This is a genomic window from Ruegeria sp. CI8 (assembly GCF_056536865.1).
Genome location: NZ_JBQFQL010000001.1, coordinates 1,272,469 through 1,288,830, shown reverse-complemented (window position 1 = coordinate 1,288,830; position 16,362 = coordinate 1,272,469). Strand labels below are relative to the sequence as shown.

Sequence of the window (16,362 nt, the reverse complement as noted above, 5' to 3'; positions counted from 1 at the left end):
GCCATGCACTCTTGCCCGGGGCGGGTTCTCGCCGTAGGGTCATGTTCAATTCGTTCCAGGGGATGGACATGAGTGAGCGAAACGGCATCTTTGCCGGTGACGATCCGTTCGTGATCGCGGCCCGTTGGTTGGCCGAGGCCGAAAAGACGGAACCGAACGATCCGAACGCGATTGCCCTGGCGACCGTGGACCCCGATGGTATGCCGAACGCACGGATGGTGTTGCTGAAGGATATCGAGGCGGACTCCTTCGTTTTCTATACCAACTATCACAGTGCCAAGGCCCAAGAGTTGGATGCGGCCGGCAAAGCCGCCTTTGTGATGCACTGGAAATCACTGCGGCGTCAGATCCGGGTTCGTGGTACAATCACCAAAGAAGACGGTCCCTTGGCCGACGAATATTATGCGTCACGCTCGCTGAAAAGCCGGCTGGGTGCCTGGGCATCGCGACAGTCGGAACCTCTGAGCAGCCGGGCTGCTTTGATGGCCGAAGTTGCAAAGGTGACGGCAAAGCTGGGATCCAACCCGCCGAGGCCCGAATTCTGGGGTGGCTACAGGCTGACGCCGGTTGAAATCGAGTTTTGGGCGGATGGTGCCTTTCGGCTGCACGACAGGTTCCGCTGGCGGCGCGACCCGTCCGAGCAAAAGTGGAACGTACAGAGGTTGAATCCATGACGTTCGCGTATCGTGAAATGCAACACCCGGAAATGTCTGAATTTTTTCAGCTTGAATTTGCCCGACGTTTCCATACACATCAGACCCCTAACGACCCTTTGAATCTCGTGATGGGAACACCGTGCCAGAAGACCTGAACAGCATGTACCGCGTTCGTGGACACGTAAAATGGTTTGACCCTGCAAAGGGGTATGGCTTTGTCGTGTCCGACGATGGCGGTCCTGATATCCTGCTGCACGTGAACGTTCTGAGGAACTTCGGGCAAAGCTCGGTCGCGGATGGCGCGGGCATTGAGATCATGACTCACCGCACCGATCGTGGCGTTCAAGCGGTTGAGGTCGTGAGCATTGATCCGCCCGAGCGGGCCGACTCGGTGATGCTGGCGGATTTCGCCGAAATGGATCCCAATGAGATCGCGCATGCGCCGCTCGAGGCCGCGCGGGTCAAGTGGTTCGACAAGAGCAAGGGTTTCGGCTTTGCCAATGTCTTTGGTCGCAGCGAGGACGTGTTTCTGCATATCGAAGTTCTGCGCCGGTCCGGGTTGGCGGATCTCCAACCGGGCGAGGCGCTGGCGATGCGGGTCATCGACGGCAAGCGGGGCCGCATGGCCGCACAAGTGCTTGCGTGGGAATCCGCGCTCAATGACTGAGCGCTGCGCGTGATGCGGATTCTGGCCGGTCTTCTTCTGAGTATTTTTCTGTCACAAGGCGCCTTTGCTGAATGCCGGTCTGACCGGGTGGACCTTCGCAATGACAAGGCACAGGTCCGGTTTCTGGTCGAATTGGCAGTTTCCCCGCAGGAGCGGGCAAAGGGTTTGATGTTCCGCGAAAGCATGCCTCAGGGCGAAGGGATGCTGTTCGTGTTCGATCCGCCCCAGCCGGTCGCATTCTGGATGAAGAACACCTTGATCCCGCTGGACATGATCTTTCTGGATCGCACAGGTTTGGTGACCCGTGTTCATTCCGATGCCGTACCGGGGGATCTGACCCCAATCGAGGGCGGCGATTCGGTCTTTGCGGTTCTTGAGGTGAATGCGGGGCTTGCCGCCCGTTACTCGATCGCACCAGGTACGGTCATGCGGCACGAAATTTTTTCGCAAGGCCCTGCAATCTGGCCCTGTTAGGGCTTTTCAAATCCGAATGACGCCGTTAGGAAGGCGCACGGTCCGGGGCGTGGCGCAGTCTGGTAGCGCACCTGTTTTGGGTACAGGGGGTCGTGAGTTCGAATCTCGCCGCCCCGACCACTTTCCTTACAACGGAGTTCCACCGAAATACCGGTAGAGCCGCGTCAACTCATCATCCAGAACCGAGCTTTCGACGGGAACCTTGATCGTCGCTCCGTCCTTCTGGGGGACCAGGAAAAACAACTCGGCATCGACCCGGTAACCGGCCTGATTGCGGGTCGAAGACATGCGGCGCACCCCTTTGGGCAAGTCCTGCGGGTAACCGTCATAGTTGAGGATCAAGAACGCGGTGGTTTCCGGAGGCAGAGAGGAACGGCACTCGAAACTGCTGCGCTCGGGGCGTGTGAACCGTTCCTCCGGACCTTCGCAGCTGATCTCGAACGTGCTGAATAACTGATCGGGGTATTCGGCGAACTGAGCGCTGCGTGAAGATTGTTCCGGCTCGGGCGTCGCACAAGCGGCCAGCAAGGTAAGGACCGGAAACAAACGGATAATCGAGGTTTTCACGGCGCACTCCGTCATTTGTGTGTCGTGATGCGTCGCGTTGCGCTGCCACGAAGATTGGTGATTCTCCTCACAGTATGGGGCACGGGCGGGCAGGTGACCATTTTCTCGTAACCGGGCCGGGAAAAAAGAAAATCCGATTTGACCGATCTGCACGGTTTTGTGGACAGCGTTGTGGAGGAATCGGCGCGTTGTGCCTTGGCCCATCCTGCGGTTTTGCGGTCAACAGAAAAGTTTTGGTTAGAAGCCAAAAAATGCCGTTGACCAACTATGGGTAGATACGCCAGATTGTATGGGCCGAGTGAGTTGCCACTAAATCTGGTAGGAATAGCCGGAATTGGCATAGGGCGAGGGTCGGAAAGCACTCCAAACTGACGTGCAACCGTGCAAACGGGTTTGCGCTGCCAAAGGCAGCGCCCGGTCCTCTGCGTCCCTGATCGGCGGTCAAGGCGGGCGGCACCCCGCCAGAAAACGGAATTGGTGCCGGACAACCGAATTTGGGCTGATTGATCTAGGGCGGCGGACATGAAGATTGAAAGAACATTTACCAAGGCAGGGCAGGACGCATACGCAGAATTGGACTTCGTGTCCGTCACGTCCGAGATCCGCAATCCGGATGGAACGATCGTGTTCCGCCTTGATAACATCGAGGTCCCCTCTCGGTGGAGCCAGGTCGCCAGCGACGTGATCGCTCAGAAGTATTTCCGCAAGGCCGGCGTTCCCAGCAAACTGAAAAAAGTCCGTGAGAAGGACGTGCCCGAGTTTCTGTGGCGCTCGGTTCCGGCCGACGATGCCGAATTTGGTGGCGAAACGTCTTCGAAGCAGGTGTTTGACCGCCTCGCGGGTGCCTGGGCCTATTGGGGCTGGAAGGGCGGTTACTTCTCGACCGAGGAGGACGCGCGCGCCTATTTCGACGAGATGCGCTACATGCTGGCGACACAGCGTGCCGCGCCGAACAGCCCGCAATGGTTCAACACCGGTCTGCACTGGGCCTATGGGATCGACGGCCCGGCCCAAGGTCACCACTATGTGGACTACAAGACCGGCAAACTGACCAAGTCGAAATCGGCCTATGAACATCCGCAGCCGCATGCGTGCTTCATCCAGTCGGTCGACGATGACTTGGTGAACGAAGGCGGCATCATGGATCTGTGGGTGCGCGAGGCGCGCCTGTTCAAATACGGCTCGGGTACCGGGACCAACTTCAGCCATCTGCGCGCGGAAGGCGAAGCTCTGTCGGGTGGCGGCAAGTCCTCGGGCCTCATGGGCTTTCTCAAGATCGGCGACCGCGCCGCTGGCGCGATCAAATCAGGCGGGACAACCCGTCGGGCAGCAAAGATGGTGATCGTCGATGCAGATCACCCTGACATCGAGCAATTCATCGAATGGAAGGTGATCGAAGAGCAGAAGGTGGCCTCGATCGTTGCCGGATCGAAGATGCACGAGAAGATGCTGAACGGCATTTTCGAGGCCATCCGCGCCTGGGACGGCGCGCAAGCGGATGCCTATGATCCCAAGAAGAATGACGCCTTGAAGACGGCGATCCGAGAGGCGAAAAAGGTCGCGATCCCCGAGACTTACATCAAGCGCGTGCTGGACTACGCCAAGCAGGGCCACGACAGCATCGAGTTCCCGACCTATGATACCGATTGGGACTCTGAGGCCTACAGCTCGGTCTCGGGGCAGAACTCGAACAACTCGATCCGTGTGACCAATGCCTTCCTGAAGGCGGTCGAGAAAGATGCCGATTGGGAGCTGATCAATCGTACCGACGGCAAGGTTGCCCGCACGGTCAAAGCACGCGATCTGTGGGAAAAAGTCGGCCACGCGGCCTGGGCTTGCGCCGATCCGGGCATTCAATTCCACGACACGGTCAACGAATGGCACACTTGCCCCGAAGACGGCGAGATTCGCGGCTCGAACCCGTGCTCGGAATACATGTTCCTGGATGACACGGCCTGCAACCTGGCGTCGATGAACCTGCTGACCTTCCTGAAGGATGGCGAGTTCCAGGCGGCCGACTACATGCACGCGGCCCGTCTTTGGACGCTGACGCTGGAAATCTCGGTGACGATGGCGCAGTTCCCGTCGAAAGAGATCGCGCAGTTGTCTTATGACTTCCGTACGCTGGGTCTGGGATATGCCAACATCGGCGGGCTGCTGATGAACATGGGCTATGGCTACGACTCGGACGAGGGTCGGGCGATCTGTGGCGCACTGACCGCAATCATGACCGGCGTTGCCTACGCCACCTCGGCCGAGATCTCCGGAGAGCTGGGGCCGTTCGCCGGCTACAAGCGCAATGCCGAGCATATGCTGCGGGTTATCCGCAACCACCGTCGCGCTGCCCAGGGTGTGACCGAGGGCTATGAGAAGCTGTCGGTCAAGCCGGTGCCGCTGGATCACGCCAACTGTCCGGACAAACGCCTGATCGATCTGGCCATGAGCGCCTGGGATGAAGCGTTGAGCCTGGGCGAGAAGAACGGCTACCGCAACGCGCAGGCCACGGTGATCGCGCCGACCGGCACGATCGGACTGGTGATGGACTGCGACACCACCGGCATCGAGCCCGACTTTGCGCTGGTCAAGTTCAAGAAGCTGGCCGGGGGCGGCTACTTCAAGATCATCAACCGCTCGGTGCCGTCGGCGCTGGAAAAGCTTGGCTATTCCTCGGCACAGATCGAGGAGATCGTGTCCTACGCAGTCGGGCATGGCACCATCGGCAACGCGCCGGGGATCAACCACACCTCGCTGACCGGTCACGGGTTCGGCCCGAACGAGCTGGCCAAGATCGACGCAGCGCTGGAAAGCGCGTTCGACATCCGGTTTGTCTTCAACCAGTGGACGCTGGGCGAGGATTTCTGCACCGGCGTCCTGGGCATCCCGGCCAGCAAGCTGAACGATCCGACCTTTGACATGCTGCGCCATCTGGGTTTCAGCAAGTCGGATATCGACGCGGCCAACGACCATGTCTGCGGCACCATGACCCTGGAAGGGGCCCCGCATCTGAAGCCCGAGCACTATGCAATCTTCGACTGCGCCAACCCGTGTGGAAAGAAGGGCAAGCGGTTCCTGGGTGTTGACAGCCACATCACCATGATGGCTGCGGCGCAAAGCTTCATCTCGGGCGCGATCAGCAAGACGATCAACATGCCCAATGACGCTACGATCGAAGATTGCCAGAAGGCCTACGAGCTGTCCTGGAGCCTGGGTGTCAAGGCCAACGCGCTGTATCGCGACGGGTCCAAGCTCAGCCAGCCGCTGGCAGCGGCGCTGGTCGAGGATGATGACGAAGCGGCTGAAATCCTCGAAAGCGGCTCGATTCAGGAAAAGGCCGTGACGCTGGCCGAGAAGGTCGTCGAAAAGGTGGTGGTCAAAGAGATCATCCGCAGCCACCGCGAAAAGCTGCCGCATCGTCGCAAGGGGTATACCCAAAAGGCGATCGTGGGCGGGCACAAGGTCTATCTGCGCACCGGCGAATTCGAAGACGGGCAGTTGGGAGAGATCTTCATCGACATGCACAAGGAAGGCGCTGGCTTCCGTGCGATGATGAACAACTTCGCCATCGCCGTCTCGGTCGGTCTGCAATATGGCGTGCCGCTGGAAGAGTTTGTCGATGCCTTCACCTTCACCAAGTTCGAACCGGCCGGGATGGTTCAGGGCAACGACTCGATCAAAAACGCGACGTCGATCCTCGACTACATCTTCCGCGAACTGGCCGTGTCGTACCTCGATCGCACCGACCTGGCGCATGTGAAACCCGAGGGCGCAACATTCGACGACTTGGGTCGTGGCGAAGAAGAGGGTGTATCGAACGTCTCGGAGATCAGCGACAGCGCGGCTTCGAAATCCTTGGAGGTTCTGAAACAGATCAGCTCGACCGGTTATTTGCGCAAGCGTTTGCCGCAGGACCTGATGATGTTCAACGGCGCCGCCGGCGAAGCGACCGGACTGTCCGAAGCGGCCGTGACCTTTGAAACCAAGAGCGAAACCACCGTCGTCACCGAAACGGCTACCGGGATGGATGCCCGGACCAAAGCCAAAATGCAGGGATACGAGGGTGATCCTTGTGGCGAATGCGGAAACTACACGCTGGTGCGCAACGGCACCTGCATGAAATGCAACACCTGCGGGGCAACCAGCGGGTGTAGCTAAGGCAAACGCCCCGCCAGGCGGGGTGTAGGGACCTGGATTTCCCCCCGGACTTCCGGTCCCGACGAATACGGATCAGGGCGTTGAGACTTACCCAAGGTCGCCCTGGTCCACTCGGCCGGCATGCCCGTGCTGGCCGGGAACAGGGTGGGGCGGAATATCGGTCCTTCCCACTCTCTCACGGGGCGGGTGCGCTCGTCCCATGTGCAGTCCAGGCCGCAGGCAAAAAAACACCGGGCGGTCAACGAATTGAGCCTGGACAGCAAAACTGACAGGGGGCTTCGGCCCCCTTTCTTTTTTGCGACTCGGTCGGACTGAGCGACAGATTGCCGGGAACAGGGGTACGGATGAGGGAAGTTGTGCCGATAGGCCGGCAAGCGGCTTGGCGCAGCGAAAGCTTGCGACTCCAAATGGCCCAAACGGGCAGGGATTGGCGCGAATTGCTGGAAAATCTTTGCGGTCGATGACAGTGCGGCTGAGCAGGTGTTTTGTGTGCCTGTCCGGACAGACTACCACAAACCCCGTATCAGGAGACTGACAATGAACTCTCAGAAACTGGCCGTTCTGGCCGCAGTTGCCCTCGGGTTCCCTGCGCTTGCATTCGCGCAGAGCTCGGCTGACGCAAATGGCGACGGCGTTCTGACCATCGAAGAGGTTCAGGCCGTTGTGCCCGACATGGATGCCGATGCGTTCTCGCTTTTGGACGCGAATGGTGACGGCGCTCTGGATGAGGCCGAAATCGCAGCCGCGCAAGAAGCCGGTCTGCTGCCGCCCAGCAACGGTTAACAGCTTGAAGTACGAGGCAGCCCAGAGCGATCTGGGCTGCTTTTCAATTGGTTATGCAGGCAAGTGAATGTTGAACCTGCTTCTGAGTTCCGCATCCAGCGCCGGATCGAAACGCGCCGGAGACGGAGCGCCAAGGATCTCTTCTTTGCGCGCGGTGGCCTTTTCGACCAGGTCCGGCTTGCCCAGCTCGGCCCATTCCTTGGGCGAGGTCCGGTCGCCAAGCGCTGGATAGACATAGTCGGCCTGCATCCGGCTGAGTGTTGCGTCGGTTCCCAGGTAGTGACCCGGGCCACCGAGACAGACCGACGCGATCTGGTCCAGCGCCAGCGTGTCCTCCGTGACCTCGATCCCACGAACGCATCGCAGGGCCTGACCGATCAGATCGTCACCAAGGATCAGGCTTTCAAAGCAGAAACCCAGCAGCGAAGCGTGCATGCCGGCTGCTTCGTAGACCATGTTCAGGCCGGACAGCCCGGCCATGACGTTGGAACACATCTGCTCCCATCCGGCTTGCATGTCGGGCAGTTTGGAGTCCGACGCACCGGCTGCAGCGCCGCCAGGCAGGTCGTAGAATTTGTGCATCTGGGCGCAACCTGCCGTCAACAGGGCCTGCTCGCCAGACCCGACGCTCATCGCACCGGTCCTGAGATCAAGACCAAAGGGCCAAGTGCCAAAAACCGCTGGGGCGCCTGGGCTTACGGCGTTTACATAAACCAGACCTGCCAGGCATTCCGCCGTAGCCTGGACAATCGCACCGGCCACCGTTGACGGGGCCGTGGCGCCCGCCATCCCAGCGGATAGCAACAGGACCGGCATTCCCGCCTTGATGCATTCTTCCATCACCTGGCAGCTCTCGGTCGCGAATTTCATCGGAGGCACGACAAAGCAGTTCGAGTTCGAGACGAAGGGCCGCTCACGCCATTTGTCCTCGCCGCCAGCGATCATATGCAGCATTTCCATGGCCGGAGCTACATAGCTGGGATCTGTGAAGGATGTTCCGATGTGTTTGTAAGTTCCAGAACAACAAGCATAAATCGTGTTCAGGTCCATCTCGCGGTTGTCGGTGATGTCACGGCATACCATGGGGCGCTGCACGAAATGGATATTGTCCAGTTGTTCGCAAATCCGCGCGGCATCGTGCAAGTCCTGCACAGTTGAGTCGCGGTAGTTGCGGCCTTGGGCGTCGACCATGCTGACGGCTGCACCGGCGGTTCCATAATGAACGCGTCCGCCGGACAGTTCGAGATCGGTTTTGCCGTCGCGGCTGTACAGCGTTACCGACCGGTTGGCGCGGGCGATCGTGTCCTCGACCAGCGCCCGGGGAAAACGGATGCGTCCGTCATCGCCCAGCGTACAGCCGGCATTGACCAGGTAATCGATCCCGCTGGGTGGCGCGTCGGCCAGACCGATGGTTTCGAGCGCATCGAGAGCGGCGGAGTGAATACGCTCCATGTCCTGTTGGCTGAGCGGTTTGTAGGTGCCGCCCTCAAGCCCCGGGCGGACGGGGCGCAGATGTTCGGGCAGGGCCGCGGCACGGGCGGCCCGTCGGGCGGCGCGGCCGCCACTGCGGGACGTTGAGCGGGAGTGGTCGTTCATGGTGAGGATTCCAAATTGAAAGTCAGGTCAAAAAGGGGGAAGCTTCAACCCGTCACGGCCGTCCTCGTGCCGCACGCCCCCGATCGGCACCGATGGTGCGGCTGATCAGGCAGATCTTCCAGATATCGTTTGGCATGTGGTCCTCAACTCCTGTGACGAATGGTGTCAGGGTCCGCGCAAGCAATCTGTCCTGTTTGCGACCGATGTCGCTTTTGGCCCCGAAAATTTGGAACTTCGATGAACGCCGCAGGAAATCCTCACGCAAGGGCGAAATATGTTATGCTTCCATTACTTATTGTTAAGATTTGCGTGACTTGAATTGATCTGACGGCACCAAAGCACATGTTTAATTGAGGTGCACATCACCGCATCTGTTGCAATCGCAAAGGGTGCTGAACAAAAACTGGAGGTCTGCATGAAACTGATCCGCGCCTTGCTGTCGGTCCTGCTGATTCCAGCGGCGCAGGTGGCGTTGGCCGAGGATTGGACCGGGCCTTATGCAGGGTTCACCTTCGGTTATACCGACGCGGACGGCCCCGGCGGCAGTGGAAGCAATTCGGGCAGCATCGGCGCGAATATCGGATACGATCTGGATCTTGGCAGCTTCGTCGTCGGGGGTGAGTTGGAATATGACCGGCTGAACCTCGACCTGGGCGCCTCAGAGGGCAGTTTGGACAGCGTATCCCGCGTGAAACTGCGCGGCGGGTACGAGTTCGGGCGCGCTTTGGGCTACGTCGTGGTGGGTGCCGCGCGGGCGAATACTTCGGGCGACAGCGACACGGCCGCCGTGTACGGGATCGGCGTTGCCTATCCTCTGAGCGACCGGCTGATCATCAGTGGCGAAGCCTTGCGGCAGAATTTCAACGATGTCACGCGGTCGCGCGGCGATCTGGATACCAACACCTTCAATCTGCGCACGACCTTCCGGTTCTGAGCGAAACCCGTCTCGGTCACTCGGCCGCCGTCTGACCCGCCAGCCGGGCGGCGAACTCGCATAGTGTCTGAAGGGCGGCGGCGAACCGGTCATCGTCAATGGTCATGGCCACGCGCACATGCCCAGCGGCGGCTTGGCCGAAGCTTTCTCCGGGCATGACCGCGATGGCGTGGGTGTCCAGCAGCGCATTGGCGAAGTCTTCGCCGCTTTGCCCGGTCGCGCGGATGTCCAGCATCAGATACATCGCGCCTTGAGCCGGGATCAGGCCAACGGTGTTCTGTCTGGCCAGAACCTGCATCGCCAAGGCGCGGCGGCGGCGGAAGGGGGCCGCGACCTCTTCCTCCAGTTCGTCCCCGGCGGTCAGCGCAAAGCTGGCAGCGTCCTGAATGAATCCCGGAACCCCGTAGGTGGTGTGCGTGGCGAGGTTGATCAAATGGTCGATGGCCTCTTCGGGGCCAACGATCCAGCCACAGCGCGACCCGGTCATGGCGTGGGATTTCGACATCGAGCCCACGACCAGGGTGCGGTCGGCCATACCGGGCAGGGCGCGGGGCGACAGGTGAGCGCCGTCCCAGACCTGCGTGTCATAGACCTCGTCCGAAATCAGCCAGATGTCGCGTTCGCGGCACAGATCGGCGATCTCGGTCAGGGTCTCGCGGGAATAGACGACTCCGGTCGGGTTGTTCGGCGTGTTGATCAACAGCGAAGCGGCACCCTCGGCCCGTTCGGCGATCAGGGTTGCGTCGGGTTGAAAGGCGTCCTCGGCCCGGGTCTGAACCGCGCGCGCGACAGCGTCCGCCCCGCGGATCGTGCCGGGATAGGTGGCGTAGAACGGATCGAGATAGAGGCCCACATTCCCCGGGTCGCACACGGCCATATGCGCGGCGAACAGTGCGGCTTGTCCGCCCGGGGTGATCAGCACGTTGTGGCGCGTGGTGGGAACTCCCGTCCGGGTCTGCACCCGCGCGGCCACGGTATCGCGCAGCAGATCGGTGCCCGGCACCATGGCGTATCCGGTATGGCCCGCGCGCGCCGACCGATCCATCTCGGCCAGGATCGAGGGGTGGGTTCGGATGTCATGCTCGCCGATGGTCAGCTCGGTCACGGCCTGGCCTTCGGCAATCATGCGGCGCGCACGATAGAACACGTCCCACCCGTCCGAACCGCCTCCGGTCAGATGTGTGATGCGGTGCGAAAGTTTCATGGCGCGCCTCCGTTGCAGCAAGTCCGCCGAATGGGTCAGAGCCGCGGTGATTTGTCAATCAGCTTCCCCCGCCGGCAATAGAAGTCTTGGCGCGCGGGACCGGGCGTGTTATGCGATGGGCCATGAACCGGAAGACCTGCATCATTATCTGCTGCATTCCCTGCTGAACTTTCACGCGGGCCGGTTTCTTTCGTTTTCTTCCCTGAGACAAGTTGCTAAGCCCGCGTCAACGCGCACGCTATTGCTGTATCCAGGAGCCAGACGCATGACGACGATCAAACTGCACAACACGCGGACCCGGACGAAGGAAGAGTTCGTTCCGATCGATCCCGACAACGTGCGGATGTATGTCTGCGGACCCACCGTGTATGACCGGGCGCATCTGGGCAACGCGCGGCCCGTGGTGGTATTTGACGTGCTGTACCGCCTGCTGCGTCATGTCTACGGGCCCGAGCATGTGACCTATGTGCGCAACTTCACCGACGTCGATGACAAGATCAACGCGACGGCCCTGGCGCGCAAGCAGGCCGGGGCCGAAGGAACGCTCGAGCAGTTGGTGCAGGAGCGGTCGGACGAGACGATCGGCTGGTACCTGCATGACATGGGCGCGCTGGGGGCGCTGGAGCCCGACCAGATGCCGCGGGCCACGCGGTATATCGACCAGATGATCGTGATGATCGAGGACCTGATCGCCAAGGGTCACGCCTATGAGGCCGAGGGGCATGTTCTGTTCGCGGTGGACAGTTGGCGCGACGAGTATGGCAAGCTGTCAGGCCGTTCGGTCGACGACATGATCGCAGGAGCGCGGGTCGAGGTGGCGCCCTACAAGAAGAACCCGATGGATTTTGTGCTGTGGAAGCCCTCGGACGATGAACTGCCCGGTTGGGAGTCGCCCTGGGGTCGGGGGCGTCCGGGCTGGCATATCGAATGCTCGGCCATGAGCTATGAGTTGCTGGGCGAGAGTTTCGACATCCATGGCGGCGGCAATGACCTGATGTTCCCGCACCACGAAAACGAGATTGCCCAGAGCAAATGCGCCCATCCGCACGGCGAATTTGCGCGCTATTGGCTGCATAACGAGATGCTGCAGGTCGAAGGCAAGAAGATGTCCAAATCACTGGGCAATTTCTTCACCGTGCATGACCTGCTGGATCAGGGCGTGCCGGGCGAGGTGATCCGGTTCGTCTTCCTGCAGACCCACTATCGCAAGCCGATGGACTGGACCGAGAAGAAGGCGCGCGAGGCCGAGGCCACGTTGCGCAAGTGGCGGGCGCTGACTGCGGGCATCGAGCCCGCACCCAGCGCGGCGCCCGAGGTGATCGAGGCGCTTGCCGATGACCTCAACACGGCGGGCGCCCTGGCCGAGCTGCATCGGCTGGCCTCGGACGGCGACACCGCGACCTTGCTGGCCAGTGCGCGGGTCCTGGGCCTGTTGGAGCCTGACATGGGGGCCTGGGCCGAAACCGACGACGTGGATCTGTCGGCCCATGCCGACCGGCTGGCCCGTGTTCGGGCCGAGGCGATGCAGACCAAGGATTTCTCGGAAGTGGATCGGTTGAAGGCCGCTTATCTGGCGGCTGGTCTGGAAGTGCGGATGAGCAAGGACGCGGTCGAACTGCTGCCCGGCGCTGGCTTTGATGCCAGCAGGCTGGAGGGCGTGGAATGACCAAAGAGCGCCTGTACCTCTATGACACCACGCTGCGCGACGGGCAGCAGACGCAGGGCGTTCAGTTCTCGACCGCCGAAAAGGTCAAGATCGCGCAGGCGCTGGATGCTTTGGGGGTGGACTATATCGAAGGCGGCTGGCCCGGCGCGAACCCCACCGACAGCGCGTTTTTTGACGCCGCGCCCAAGACGCGCGCCTGCCTGACCGCCTTTGGCATGACCAAGCGGGCCGGGCGCTCGGCCGAGAATGACGACGTGCTGGCCGCCGTCATGAACGCCGGTACGCGGGCGGTCTGTCTGGTGGGCAAGTCACATGACTATCACGTGACCGACGCGCTGGGGATCTCGCTGGAGGAGAATGTCGAGAACGTCCGCGCCTCGGTCGCGCATATCGCCGCGCAGGGGCGCGAGGCGCTGTTCGATGCCGAGCATTTCTTTGACGGCTACAAGGACAACCCCGCCTATGCCATGCAGGTCTGTCAGGCGGCGCTGGAGGCCGGTGCCCGCTGGGTGGTGTTGTGCGACACCAATGGCGGCGCGCTGCCGGCCGAAGTGGGGCGGATCGTGTCCGAGCTGATCGCAGCGGGTTTTCCTGGCGACCGGCTGGGCATCCACACCCACAACGACACCGAAAATGCCGTGGCCTGTTCCCTGGCGGCCGTGGATGCCGGCGCGCGCCAGATCCAAGGCACGTTGAACGGGCTGGGTGAGCGCTGCGGCAACGCAAACCTGACCGCGCTGATCCCGACGCTGCTGTTGAAAGAACCCTATGCCTCGACCTTCGAGATCGGGGTCAGCCGCGACGCGCTGAACGGTCTGACCCGCATCAGCCGCATGCTGGACGACATCCTGAACCGGGTGCCCAGCAAACAGGCGGCCTATGTCGGCGCCTCGGCCTTTGCGCACAAGGCGGGGCTGCATGCCAGCGCGATCCTCAAGGACCCTTCGACCTATGAACATGTCGATCCGGCCACCGTGGGAAATGCGCGGATCATTCCGATGTCGAACCAGGCGGGCCAGTCGAACCTGCGCAAACGCCTGACCGAGGCCGGATTGCAGGTCGAGTCGGGCGACCCGGCGTTGGGGCGCATCCTTGAACGGATCAAGGCGCGCGAGGCCGAGGGGTATTCCTATGACACAGCGCAGGCCAGTTTCGAGCTGTTGGCCCGCGATGAACTGGGCCAGCTGCCGCAATTCTTCGAGGTCAAGCGCTACAAGGTCACGGTCGAGCGGCGCAAGAACAAGTACAACCAGATGGTCAGCCTGTCCGAGGCGGTCGTCGTGGTGAAGGTGGACGGTGAGAAGAAGTTGTCGGTCAGTGAGTCGATGGACGAGAGCGGCAGCGACCGTGGCCCGGTGAACGCGCTGGCCAAGGCGCTGGCCAAGGATCTGGGGCAGTACTCGCCCATTCTGGACGATATGCACCTGGTGGACTTCAAGGTGCGCATCACCCAGGGCGGGACCGAGGCCGTGACCCGCGTCATCATCGACAGCGAAGACGGGCAGGGGCGGCGCTGGTCCACGGTAGGGGTCAGCGCGAACATCGTTGACGCCTCGTTCGAGGCTCTGCTGGAGGCCATCCAGTGGAAGCTGGTGCGCGATTGCAGCCCGCAATCGGTGGTGGCCGGGTGAGCGTGCCCTTCGACGACGACGTCAAGGCCTGCGCGGCGCTGGTCCACCGGGCCGACCCTGATCGGTTCATGGCCGCGATGGCGGCGCCGGTTCAGGCGCGGGCCGTGCTGTTTCCGATCTATGCGATGAACATCGAGGTCGCCCGCGCGCCGTGGGTCACCCAAGAGCCGATGATCGCGGAAATGCGCCTGCAATGGTGGCGCGACGCGCTGCAGGAGATCGCCGAAGGACCCTCCGTGCGGCGGCACGAGGTGGTCACGCCCCTGTCGCGCGTCCTGTCCCCGCATCTGGCGGCGATGCTGGATGAATATGTGGCCGTAAGGCGTTGGGATATCTACCGGGATCCGTTCGAGGATGAGGAACACTTCGAGGCCTACCTGACCCACAGCGCCGGGTCGCTGATGGTCGCCTCGGCGCAAGCCCTGGGTGCCGCCGACGAAACGGTCCTGCGCGATTTTGGCTACGCGGTCGGTGTGGCGAACTGGTTCCGTGCCATCCCCGAGCTTGAAGCCCGCGGGCGCGTCCCCCTGTTGGATGGGACACCGGACGGGGTGCGCCAATTGGCCGAGCGCGCGCTGGACCGGATGGCCGCGGCCCGGGCGCGTCGCGCCGATGTTTCGGATCAGGCGCGCCCTGCGCTTTATGGCGGCTGGCAGGCAGACCGCGTCCTGCGTCATGTGCTGGCTGAGCCCGGTCGGGTCGCTGCTGGTGCGCTGAACGTGGGCGAGATCCGACGGCGCGTGTCACTGATCTGGACCGCGACCACCGGTCGGTGGTGATCAGGAGAGTTTGGCCTCGCGGGGTCTGAGCACCAGCCACAGCAGCGCGCCGCCCGCCAAAGTCAGCAACGGCACCATCGCCAGGTTGACGGCGGTCCATCCCTCGACCGGGGACCCGCCAGAACAGTTCATCAATCCGCCCGAGGCCAGCGACGCAATCGTCACGCCTCCGAACACCAACAGGTCGTTCAGGCCCTGCACACGGCCGCGTTCATGTACATCGTGCTCGGCCGCCAGCATGCTGGTGGCGCCGATGAAGCCGAAGTTCCAGCCGATGCCAAGCAGCACGAGTGCCAGAAAGAAGTTCCCGATCTCAACGCCCTGCAGCGCGACGACACCCGCGCCGCCCAAAATCGCCAACCCGATGGCGACCATCTTCTCGGCCCCGAACCGGGCGATCAGATGGCCGGTGAAGAAACTGGGAACATACATCGCCAGAACGTGGCTGGTGACCACATCCGCCGCATCACCTTCGGAGAAGCCACAGCCGACAACGGCCAGCGGCGTTGAGGTCATCACCAGGTTCATCAGCGCGTATGAGACCATGGCACAGATGATAGCAACGGCGATGCGCGGGGTTTTCAGCAGTTCGAGCCGCGACCGGCCTTTGGGTGCATCCTGTGACGGGCGGTCGGGGGTCGGTATGTCCAGAAACAAGAACAGGACCGAACCGATGACGTTCACCGCGATCACCGCGAAATAGGTGCCCAGGAATGGAATGACATAGGCCTGCGAGGTCAGCTTGACGATCTGCGGCCCGATAATGGCCGCAGCCAGACCGCCGGCCATGACGTAGGAAATCGCCTTGGGCCGGAACGCGTCCGACGCGGTATCGGCGGCGGCAAAGCGATAAAAGCCATGCGCGCTCATGTAGATGCCGGTCAGCAGGCTGCCGACAAGAAAGACGGGAAACGATCCCAGGTACAGGCCATAGGCGCCCACGGCGCCGCCCACCGCTCCGGCGGTTGCGCCGACGAGGAACCCGGCGCGGCGGCCCCAGCGCTGCATGATGGCCGAGACCGGCGTGGCCGCCAGCATCGAACCCAGAACGATCAGCGAAATCGGCAGCGTGGCCAGGCAAGGGTTGCTGGCCAGCGACTGCCCCGCCAATCCACCGACGATGAAGATCATCGGCATCTGCGCGCCCAGAATCGCCTGCGCCGCCACCAGAACGGCAACGTTGCGCTTGGCGCGGGTATCGTCGGGGGCGGTGCTGGTCATCGTCATGCGCAAATGGGTATCGGCGAACCTGC

At 61.9% G+C, this 16,362-nt stretch carries 13 protein-coding genes and 1 tRNA gene; 10 read left to right on the top strand and 4 right to left on the bottom strand.

The features are described 5' to 3' along the window. The first annotated feature begins 68 nt into the window (after positions 1-68). The 4 genes from pdxH to ACR0DA_RS06320 all read left to right on the top strand — a co-directional run bounded on the left by pdxH (position 69) and on the right by ACR0DA_RS06320 (position 1,917). A complete protein-coding gene (gene pdxH / locus ACR0DA_RS06335) occupies positions 69-674 on the top strand; it encodes a pyridoxamine 5'-phosphate oxidase (RefSeq protein WP_170338455.1) in 606 nt (201 codons plus the stop codon). Between the two features lie 121 nt (positions 675-795). Next, positions 796-1,323, top strand: coding sequence for a cold-shock protein (locus ACR0DA_RS06330; RefSeq protein ID WP_093962172.1), 528 nt, complete (start codon positions 796-798; stop codon positions 1,321-1,323). Between the two features lie 12 nt (positions 1,324-1,335). Beyond that, on the top strand, positions 1,336-1,797 hold the full coding sequence (locus ACR0DA_RS06325; protein WP_170363393.1) for a DUF192 domain-containing protein: 462 nt from the start codon (positions 1,336-1,338) through the stop codon (positions 1,795-1,797). Between the two features lie 43 nt (positions 1,798-1,840). Then, positions 1,841-1,917 (top strand) — tRNA-Pro (locus tag ACR0DA_RS06320). 6 nt (positions 1,918-1,923) lie between these two features. On the opposite strand, the gene ACR0DA_RS06315 is transcribed toward ACR0DA_RS06320, so the two are convergent. Then, on the bottom strand, positions 1,924-2,364 hold the full coding sequence (locus ACR0DA_RS06315) for a hypothetical protein (RefSeq protein ID WP_093962170.1): 441 nt from the start codon (positions 2,362-2,364) through the stop codon (positions 1,924-1,926). A 522-nt stretch (positions 2,365-2,886) separates the two neighbouring features. Between ACR0DA_RS06315 and ACR0DA_RS06310 the strand changes: the two genes are divergently transcribed. Then, positions 2,887-6,516 (top strand): vitamin B12-dependent ribonucleotide reductase, encoded by a 3,630-nt coding sequence (locus ACR0DA_RS06310; protein WP_480753317.1) that lies wholly within the window; start codon positions 2,887-2,889, stop codon positions 6,514-6,516. A gap of 537 nt (positions 6,517-7,053) precedes the next feature. Next, positions 7,054-7,299, top strand: a complete 246-nt coding sequence (locus ACR0DA_RS06305) for an EF-hand domain-containing protein (protein WP_093962168.1) — start codon at positions 7,054-7,056, stop codon at positions 7,297-7,299. A 51-nt stretch (positions 7,300-7,350) separates the two neighbouring features. Here the strand turns inward: ACR0DA_RS06305 and ACR0DA_RS06300 are convergent, their stop codons facing one another. After that, a complete protein-coding gene (locus ACR0DA_RS06300) occupies positions 7,351-8,895 on the bottom strand; it encodes a trimethylamine methyltransferase family protein (protein ID WP_480753315.1) in 1,545 nt (514 codons plus the stop codon). A gap of 415 nt (positions 8,896-9,310) precedes the next feature. Here ACR0DA_RS06300 and ACR0DA_RS06295 point away from each other — a divergent pair, with 415 nt between their 5' ends. Further along, positions 9,311-9,829, top strand: a complete 519-nt coding sequence (locus ACR0DA_RS06295) for an outer membrane protein (protein ID WP_480433767.1) — start codon at positions 9,311-9,313, stop codon at positions 9,827-9,829. A 16-nt stretch (positions 9,830-9,845) separates the two neighbouring features. Here the strand turns inward: ACR0DA_RS06295 and ACR0DA_RS06290 are convergent, their stop codons facing one another. Then, positions 9,846-11,033 carry a pyridoxal phosphate-dependent aminotransferase gene (locus tag ACR0DA_RS06290; protein WP_480753314.1) on the bottom strand — a complete coding sequence of 396 codons (1,188 nt, stop codon included), beginning with the start codon at positions 11,031-11,033 and terminating at the stop codon, positions 9,846-9,848. A gap of 265 nt (positions 11,034-11,298) precedes the next feature. On the opposite strand from ACR0DA_RS06290, the gene cysS reads away from it, so the two are divergent. From cysS to ACR0DA_RS06275, 3 genes are read left to right on the top strand one after another with little or no spacing between them, the layout of a single operon-like run. Next, positions 11,299-12,699, top strand: coding sequence for a cysteine--tRNA ligase (gene cysS, locus ACR0DA_RS06285; RefSeq protein WP_480753312.1), 1,401 nt, complete (start codon positions 11,299-11,301; stop codon positions 12,697-12,699). Next, on the top strand, positions 12,696-14,330 hold the full coding sequence (gene cimA / locus ACR0DA_RS06280; protein ID WP_480753311.1) for a citramalate synthase: 1,635 nt from the start codon (positions 12,696-12,698) through the stop codon (positions 14,328-14,330). The genes cysS and cimA overlap by 4 nt, the downstream gene beginning before the upstream one ends. Positions 14,331-14,332: 2 nt before the next feature. Next, positions 14,333-15,109, top strand: coding sequence for a squalene/phytoene synthase family protein (locus ACR0DA_RS06275; protein ID WP_170359273.1), 777 nt, complete (start codon positions 14,333-14,335; stop codon positions 15,107-15,109). On the opposite strand, the gene ACR0DA_RS06270 is transcribed toward ACR0DA_RS06275, so the two are convergent. Beyond that, positions 15,110-16,336 (bottom strand): MFS transporter, encoded by a 1,227-nt coding sequence (locus ACR0DA_RS06270; RefSeq protein ID WP_480753310.1) that lies wholly within the window; start codon positions 16,334-16,336, stop codon positions 15,110-15,112. Between the last annotated feature and the right edge of the window lie 26 nt (positions 16,337-16,362).